General features: G+C 64.7%; 7 protein-coding genes. 1 reads left to right on the forward strand and 6 read right to left on the reverse strand.

The genetic code is table 11. From position 1 onward, the window contains the following. From ACT84W_RS04740 to ACT84W_RS04760, 5 genes are all read right to left on the reverse strand, one after another. Positions 1-1,607, reverse strand: a 1,607-nt coding sequence (locus ACT84W_RS04740) for a hypothetical protein (RefSeq protein ID WP_444328369.1), incomplete at its 3' end; no start/stop codon positions are given. Then, positions 1,608-2,510, reverse strand: coding sequence for a hypothetical protein (locus tag ACT84W_RS04745; protein WP_444328370.1), 903 nt, complete (start codon positions 2,508-2,510; stop codon positions 1,608-1,610). Continuing rightward, positions 2,510-3,922, reverse strand: a complete 1,413-nt coding sequence (locus ACT84W_RS04750) for a phage portal protein (RefSeq protein ID WP_444328371.1) — start codon at positions 3,920-3,922, stop codon at positions 2,510-2,512. The genes ACT84W_RS04745 and ACT84W_RS04750 overlap by 1 nt, the downstream gene beginning before the upstream one ends. 23 nt (positions 3,923-3,945) lie before the next feature. Further along, positions 3,946-5,142 carry a PBSX family phage terminase large subunit gene (locus ACT84W_RS04755; RefSeq protein ID WP_444328372.1) on the reverse strand — a complete coding sequence of 399 codons (1,197 nt, stop codon included), beginning with the start codon at positions 5,140-5,142 and terminating at the stop codon, positions 3,946-3,948. 3 nt (positions 5,143-5,145) lie between these two features. Next, positions 5,146-5,571 carry a helix-turn-helix domain-containing protein gene (locus tag ACT84W_RS04760; protein WP_006234196.1) on the reverse strand — a complete coding sequence of 142 codons (426 nt, stop codon included), beginning with the start codon at positions 5,569-5,571 and terminating at the stop codon, positions 5,146-5,148. A 270-nt stretch (positions 5,572-5,841) separates the two neighbouring features. Between ACT84W_RS04760 and ACT84W_RS04765 the strand changes: the two genes are divergently transcribed. Continuing rightward, positions 5,842-6,063, forward strand: a complete 222-nt coding sequence (locus ACT84W_RS04765) for a hypothetical protein (protein WP_444328373.1) — start codon at positions 5,842-5,844, stop codon at positions 6,061-6,063. A gap of 283 nt (positions 6,064-6,346) precedes the next feature. Here ACT84W_RS04765 and ACT84W_RS04770 read toward each other — a convergent pair whose 3' ends face one another. After that, a complete protein-coding gene (locus ACT84W_RS04770) occupies positions 6,347-6,535 on the reverse strand; it encodes a Lar family restriction alleviation protein (RefSeq protein ID WP_444328374.1) in 189 nt (62 codons plus the stop codon). Positions 6,536-6,647: the final 112 nt, after the last annotated feature.

Raw genomic sequence — 6,647 nt, forward strand, 5'->3', positions numbered from 1 at the left:
GTAGCAGAAAGCCGGGAGACGAAGTTCCAAGCGGCCCGACCGGACCAGAGCCCCGAGTGCGCGTAACGAAGACCGGCGCCCGAGCCGTACCACAGGCCGCCGAGGAACGGAACCAGACGGATTGTGCCTTTGACTTTGCCGCCGGAGGTGTCGAAGTAGAAGTAGTCGCCGACACCGGTCGTCGCCGAGCCACCGAGCCCCTTTCCCAAGATAAGGCCATTGACGAACTGGATGTCGAGCATGTAGCCATCTGCCGTCGGCATGCACGCCGCCGTCGGGGTCACCCCGTCCGCCACGGCATTCTTCTTCTCATTGCGAGTGTCGGGGTTGACCGCGATGCCGAAGCCCGTGCCGTCGGAGACGAAGAGCGTATCGCCCATGAACTCCCACAGGCCCAGCCCCGTCTCGACGCCGCCGACCTTGAACGGATGCTTGCCGTCCTTCGCCACCTGGCCGTCGCCAACGAGGGCATCGGTGTTGCCCGTGCACCACGGCGCACTCTGGAGCCATGTGTTCACGGTCGTGTCGAACGCCTTGGCGACGTCCATGAGAAGCGCCACGTTGCCGTCTGCGAGCGTCTCCTTGCCGCCGACGACCGCGCCGTCGAACACGTCGTACGCCGCCGCGGCGCCTCGGTCTGGGCACGTGGTGCCCGTGTCGGTGCCGTACATCATCGACGCACCCACGGGAATCTTCGCCGCCTGCTCGGCGGTGACGACCACACGCGTGACGCCCGTCTCGGCAAGCGTGGGGTGGATCTGGATGTTGAAGTCCGTGCAGCCCGTGAAGTCCACCTGGGAGGACTTGCAGAGCGTCTTGGTCAACTGGTGGAAGTTGATATACCACTGGTCGTAGACGCTCATGCCCGAGTAGCCCGTGGTCGCGGTCTTGCAAAGGTCGACGAGCGAGTCGTGCGACGTCGTGCGGTTGGCGACCTTCGCGCCCGAGACGGAGCGCGGGCGCCCTTCAGCGTCGATGCTCATGGGATACGTCGGCGTCAGCATGTACGGTCGCAGCGTGCCGTCCGGCAGCAACGCCTTGGGGTTCGGCTGCGAGCCGCTGAATCGGCTGTCGGACCACGAGACGAGCAGGTTGCCGTTCGCCAGCACCTCGACCGCCTGCCAAACGACCGGCGCGATCTCGTAGACGTTGTTGCCGTGTCCGTTGTCCACGCGCGAGAAGCCGTAGTCAACGCCGTCGATGGCCTCGACCCACGGCACGCCGTCGGCGTCGGCACCGGCGTTGGCGGACACGTGGAACCACGGGCCGCCCTCGGTGTCGAACGGGTCGACAGCCGCGCTCGTCGCCGTCGCGGGCACGAACTCGGTGGAGGCCACGCGCTTCGCGGCGGCGCTCATCGGCTTGATGTCGGTGGGGCTGCCCGCCGGGATGAGGAACGTGTACACCAGCCCCGTCTTGTGCTTGTCGACCATCGCGGCGATGCTCGCGTTCTTATAGCGCCCGGTCGAGGCGTCGCGCTCGAGCGCCTTCTGGTCGCCCAGATTCTTTACCGCGCCGACAAGCGCCCACACCGCCTTGTCCGATGCCAGCGGGTCCGCGTACTCGAACCCCTCGGTTGCCTGCTCGGTTGCCTGCGTATCGGCCATTTAGGCACCTACCTTTCGCATCTGGCAAATCTTGCCGTTTACCTTCTTGAGTCCCAGCGCCGTCACGGCAGCCGCCGAGTCGATAATCGACTGGTAGTTCAGGGCTGCCGTCTTGGCGTCCTTGAGAGCCGCCTGCGCGTCGGCGAGGGCTTTGGTCGAATCCTGCTCGCGCTTCTGCTCGGCGGTCTTGCGTTTGGCCTCATCCTCCTTGCGCTCCGTCTCGTTCTGCCCGCGCTCGGTCTCTTTCTCCTTGCGCCCCGCCTCGGCGTCGGCGCGGCTCTTCTCCGCCGTCTCGACAGAAGCCTTGAGCTGCTTGAACTCGTTGTTGACCTTGTTCACGCCAGCCGCCGCGTCCGTCGCGGGCTTCTTGAGCTCCGCGATCTGCTCGGCGGTGAGGTCGCTATATCTCAGCGCGTCGCCCTTCGGCACGCCGACGACCAGCACGTTGCCCTCCATCGCCGCCGTTGCCTCCGAGCCCGAGGCGAGAGTCGTGGCGCGTGCCCCCTTGACCTCGGCGGCGACAGCCTTGTCGCGTGCGGCCTCCGCCGCCTTCTGCGCGGCCTTGGCCTCGTCTCGCGCCGTCTCCGCGTCCTTGATGGTGCGCTGGTCGCTCGGCTCGTAGATGTACTCGGCGGGCTTGGCTCGCCTCTTTACGTCCCAGAGCGCCTCGATGCGCGTGCGCCCGCCGTAAGCCTCGTCCGTGATGTAGGCCCATGCGTACACGCGCCCAGCCGCCTGGAGCAGCTCGTCGGGAATCTTCGCCTTGCTGTCGGCCACCGCAACCGTGTAGCACGTCCCCGTGGTCGACTTGGCGAAATGCACCTGCTCGCAGCCGACAACCTCGACCTCGCGCCCGGTGTCCCACTGCCACAGCTCGCCGTCAAGCACCTGCAATGCCGCCATCACTCATCACCTTCCTCATCCTCGTCCTCGTCGTTGTCGTCGCCCTTCTGGGCGCCCTTCGCGTTCGCCGCCAGGGCGGGCGGCAGCGCTGCCATGCGCTCCTCCTGCTCCCGCTGCTTGCGCTCCAAAATCTTCGCCCTCTCGTCGGGCGTGATGTTCGGCAGCTTTCGCAGGATCGTCTCCTCGTCCAGCCACTCGGCCTCCAGACACACGGTCTCGACCTGCTCCTTGGTGTTGCTGATGCGAGTGCGCGTGAATACAGGCGTGTCCTCGATGCCCTGCAATGCGAGGATGTCCATGATACCCTCGCGGATGTGGCGCTCGAACTCGGCGGCCTCCTCGTCCATCGGCTGGTATGCCGCGTCGATATGGTCGTTGGTCGCCCCCGCCGCGATGGTGTGGACGTCCAGCGCGCCGAAGTCCTCGTAGATGTCGGCCTTGATCTGCGCCAGCGTCTCCTTGCGGCCCTCGACGGGCACCTCCTGCGTGTACGGCGTCGCGGACTGCCCCTGCTCGGCGTCGACCTCGGCCACGTGCGTCAGCTTGAGCTTCGCCCGCCACAGGTCGAGGTCCATGCCGCCGGCTCCGTTGATGAGCCAGTAGATCTGTGCGCAGTCGCGCGTGTCGTTCACCAGGCCACTCTTGATGAGGTCGTAGGCGTCGATGCTCTCGCGCATGCCGACAAGCGTGCTCTGGTGCGCGTCGCTGCCCCAGACCGCCACGATGGGCAGGCGGGAGTAGTTCTCCGCATCGACGGCCAGCTTCATCCCGTCCGCCGGTATCTCCCGATACGTGACCTTGTAGGCGCGCTTGGCCTCGGCCACCTCGAAGTCGAAGCCGCTGCCGCCCGACACCATCTCCGTGTAGCCGTCCTGCTCATAGAGGGTCGCGTGCCACGGGTGGTCGGAGTCGAGCCGCCAGAACCTCACGCCGGCGTATAGCGCCCCCGAGTACTCGTCCCACACCGGGCAGAACTCGTCGGCGGTGAACACGTCGATGTGGTCGAGGTTCCAAAACGGGAATGACACACCGTGGATGAGCGCCTTGAGCCCTATCTCCATGACGTCGTCGTCGAAGCGGTCGCCAAGTCCCTCCTTGGTCGTGTCCTTGCCGCCCGCCGAGACGTCCACGAAACTCACGCCCTTACCGAGCGAGTACGTGCAGCGCTGGACGTTTAGGCGCTTGAACAGGTTACTCGCCAGCCTCAGCTTCGAGGCCGTGAAGTCCTCGGCCTCGGCACCGGAGCACGAGTAGATCTTCTGCACGAAACGGTTGATCGTGACGTTGTGCTGGCGGTAGTACTCGTTCGCGGTGACGGCGTTGCGGTACATCTCGCTCGACATGTGCCGCTCGATGGCATCTGCCGCGAACGCCGTCGCCGACGCCGCCGCCTTGAGGTCGCCATCGGTCACCAAAGGCCCCTTAGACAAAGCCGCTACCTCCCTTCAAAAAATGGGTTTACCTGCCGTTTCGCAGGCTTGTACATGCGCAGTGTTGCCACGCCGTAACGGAGCGCGTCGCAGCTGTGGTCCTCGACCTTGACGGGCTTGTCGCCGTCCGCCTTGGCGTCCCAGCAGTAGCCGCCGAGCTCGCCTATCAGCCCCGCGCAGGCATCGGAGATGCGCACCGTGCCGTTGCCCAGGCACACGTCCGTCTCTCGTATGCCGTCCGCGACGTCGTTGCGCCCATTCTTGGTCTTGAACCCGGCCTGCCGCATCGCGGCGATGAAGCTCGTGGCGCTCGGGTCGATGATGAACTTGGGCGGCTTGCTCAGCCCGCGCACGAAGTCGGCCATGTCGGCCACGTAGTCGGCGTCCGTCTTCTGGTGCCCCGTGTCGCGGCCCGAGTAGCGGTACTCGTCAACCACGTGCCACACCTTGCCGTCAAATGCCCACAGCAGCGCCGCGAAGGCGTTCTGCGTGCCGTAGTCGCAAGACACCGCGTACTTGGCGGCGCCGCCCGTATACCGGCTCTCGAGGGCGCCCTCCCACTCGGGGTAGACCAGGCCCTCGGCCAGCGTCCACTTGCCCAAGATGTAGCGGTCGTAGTACACGCCGCTGCCGTAGTCCTTGATGAGGGCCTCGATGACATCCGGTGCCAGAGCGCCGTCCCAGATCGTGTAGTCCTGCCTGTAGATGTCGCTGTCGCCGTCGAGGAACCGCTTGAACCAGTGGTTCGGGCTGTCGGGGTTGCAGGTGCCGTCGAAGCGGCTGTGCTCGCAGCGCAGGCGGCTCTTGAGCATCTGGAACACGTCTTCGCTCCACGTGGCGACCTCGTCGCCGTAGACCCACTCGAACGTGGCGCCCTGAATCTTGGATACGCTCGTCTTCTTGTCCGCCCCGAGGCAGTAGACCTTGCGCCCGAATATCTGGGCCGTGTTGTCCCGCCCGATCTGGCTGACGACGTCTTCGCTGTAGAGCGAGCGCATCGGCTCGAGGATGTTGCGCTCGAGCGTCGATCGGGTGTTCCCGATCATCACCGCCAGTCCCTCGCCCCTCATGGCGAGAAGCCTCTGCGGTATGGTCACGGCTATGTCGACGTAGCTCTTGCCCGAGCCCGTCGCCCCGCACTTCACGTTGTAGCGGTGCGTGCAGTTGGCGAGGTACTCGCGCTGCATCCTCGTGAGCGGCATCGGCTACTCGTCCCCGCCGATTGAGGACGGCACGGACAGCACCAGCTCCTTGGCGGCCTTGAGTACCGCCGTGTCGGTGGTGTCCATGATGCGCTGCGCCTTGGCGTACTCCTGCGGGTACTTGCGCTCGAGCAGCCACGCCGCCGCCTGCCAGCTGTCGCCGCTCGCGTCCATGATGCGGCCCACGAGCGTCGCCTTGCGCTCGACCTCGGCCTTTTTTAGAACGTGACACAGTTGACGCTGATTGTCTGTTCTGGGGTGGTTGATCCAGCGGCTGTACGTCTCGCGTGCGACCCCGAGATATGCGGCGATGTCCCTGTCGGTCATTCCGGCACGGCACAGGCGGACGGCATCCTCGATGCCCTCCTTGGTCAGTTTTTCACGCCCTTTTCCCGCCACAAAATCACATTTCCGCTGGTAGATAGCCATATGGAAACGCGAACGTTCCCACCTTTTTACGCACGTGGACAAGCGCGTGCGTTTGCCCACGAGCGTAAAAAGGGGGTAACGTTTAAAGAAAAGGCCCCGGTTTCCCGTGGCCTTTCGGCTACTCGACCTTGGTCGGCTTGATTCCGATTGCCTCGGCCAGCCTCTCAAGCGCCTCCGTCCAGCTTCTGCCGTCTGTGCGCGGCCTGACGTATGCGGTTGCTCTCCGCCTCTTCCTCGAGCCGTCTCTTCCGCTCCGCCAGATAGCACCCCTTGCACAGCCTCCACTTCTTCGCCTGCGCCGACGTGTCGAACACGGGCCGCGCGTCGCACACGATGCACAGCCCATCCGTTCCGGTCGAGAAGCGCCCGTACCGCTGCCGCGCGTGTCTCACGGCGCTCGGCGTCACCCTGAGCTCCGCCGCGATCTCCGCCGCCGTCCGCTCCGGGTGCGCCTGCATCCGCCTTATCATCTCGTCCGTCCACAGGACGTAAGAGGAGCGCCCCTTCCGGAGCGCCCACTCGTCCCTCAACGGATGTGTTGACTTTGTAGATGGGCCTTTTGGCCCATCTCCTACAGGTAGCCTACACGCCATTCGCATACCCCAATCGCGCTCGGTTTGCTTCGACCACCATACCAAGCGCCGGTGACTACCTCACGCACGGCGCTCGATTATCGCCCCGCACTTCGGGCAGTTCATAGAACTCTTCTTTGTAGCGGACGCGGTTCATGTAGGATAGGCAACGCAGATTCTCTACCGCCTCGCGCCGCTCTTCGTCAGTCACCATTTGACTCAACCCTTCCGTTCCAAAGTTCTGCGGCATTCTCCTCGCCGTGCTCATAGTCCGACCGCGCACCGCAATACAGGCAGCCCACGAAGTAGGTGCCGGGGTCGTATCGGCTGTTGTCCACTATCTCGGCAGGCCCGCCGCAGAACGGGCATTTCTTGAGCTTCAGCTCGCTCATTCGTCCTCCTTATGCGGGAATCCGAGCTGCTCGGATTTGGCTCATTTATCCACATCTCGACTCCCTCTTCGTCATCGCCGAAGTTGAAATGCGGCTTTCCGCAGTAGGGACA

The organism is Paratractidigestivibacter sp., from assembly GCF_052362415.1.
Taxonomy (GTDB): Bacteria; Actinomycetota; Coriobacteriia; order Coriobacteriales; family Atopobiaceae; genus Paratractidigestivibacter.